1 protein-coding gene is annotated in these 1,490 nt (G+C 58.2%); it reads right to left on the bottom strand.

Features of this window, described 5'->3' with window-relative positions; genetic code table 11:
• Positions 1–1,188 (bottom strand): formyltransferase family protein (locus tag NKI72_RS34940; protein WP_352852243.1); only part of this gene is annotated, 1,188 nt, incomplete at its 3' end.
• Positions 1,189–1,490: the final 302 nt, after the last annotated feature.

The following is a 1,490-nucleotide window of genomic DNA, read 5'->3' as shown; positions in this document are numbered from 1 at the left end:
CACGACAGAGGCGATAAGCACCTCCACCGCTTTCAAACCGGCTTGCGATCTATCCGATGCAGGCGTCCATCCCAGTTGAAGCTCTGTTTCTCCCGTGATGCGGGCGAGATAGATCAGCCAAGCCGTTACCAGGTATTCCGTGCGATCATTTGGCGACAGCTTAGCCAACGCACTTGCAATGAACCACGAACTCGACTGCCGTTTGGGCGGCGCCCCAGCTACGCACGACGACAGGAAAGGAAACTGCAATATTCTAAGCTGCTCAAGCCGCTGTCGCCAAAAATCCTCTGAAGGCGCCAGCAATTCATGGGCGGCAGTTATGCTCTGCGCCTGTTCATCGCTCAAAATTGGCAGGCGATCACCTTCATTCAGATTGGAATGCCTGGCGAGGTCTCGCGCGTCCAGCGCCTGACCATCGGAGCTGCCAAAGCAAACCTCAACATCCTGCGTACCCGTCGCCACCCGCCAGTGGCTGGAGTGGATTTCAAGCAGGCAACCTGCCGGAATGCCCGAGCGTCGAGGCAACACCTCCAGGCGTCTGACTGTGACAACCTCATCGCCTACGAGCGCCTTGGGCAGACACAATGGATTGGGATGATACGGGCCAAAGTCTAGGGCACGCGTCATCGCTGACAGGTCTTGCGCGGATCGATCCCATCGCAGACAGCCTGCCGCATCTGGGCGTCGACGTCTTGGAAAATAGCTTCTGTTCACCAGCGCTTGCGGATAGGCGGTAAGCTCTCCCTTCGCCAAACCAGTTAGAAGCTCGCGGAATCCCTCGACAGCGGCCTCATAACATTTGAGGTTCAGGGTCAGTGCCGTATCGGTGGGCGCAATCAGCACTTGGCGATGGACCACGACGTCACCCGTATCAACACCATCATCGATACGATGCCACGTGATGGCATACTCGCTCTCCTGGGCCAGCAGCGCCCAGGACGTCGCGTGAGTTCCTGCATACCGTGGCAGTGGACCGTCGTGGAAATTGAAAGCACCTTGTCGCGCTCGCCCAAACACGCCCGGTGGCAATATAAGCGGATTGGCAACGGAGAAAATGCAATCCACCGGCTCGGCCTTCAAACGAGAGCAGAGCTCGTCAACACTCGCAATACAGGGGATATTGGCGCGAGCCGCCCACTCTGCGAATATAGCGTCGCCACACAGCGCCGCGCCAATGAGGTGGCCCATCTCCATTGCCAGCTGCGCGCACCTAACTGCGAGCGTACCATTGCCAACAAAGACGCTGGAGGAGATTGATCGCGCTGCAGGTTGTGGCCTATCCCGATCGCCTGGTTCGCAAGCGCTTGCGCGCTCCGGTGAAGAGTGAGGTGCCATCTTCATCCCTCGGCCAGTCCATCCACTAAGCTGGGCAGTTCCCTCCCCAACCGCCGCGCCACATAGCGGCCTAAACCTGTCACACTGGTTCGGATTTGCTCGGGAGTAACCGCGCTGAATGCTAATCGAATCCGGCAGTCTTGAGAGTTATCCAA

It is taken from the genome of Mesorhizobium sp. M0437 (assembly GCF_040321335.1).
Taxonomy (GTDB): domain Bacteria; phylum Pseudomonadota; class Alphaproteobacteria; order Rhizobiales; family Rhizobiaceae; genus Mesorhizobium.
This window is presented reverse-complemented; position numbering and strand designations above follow the sequence as displayed.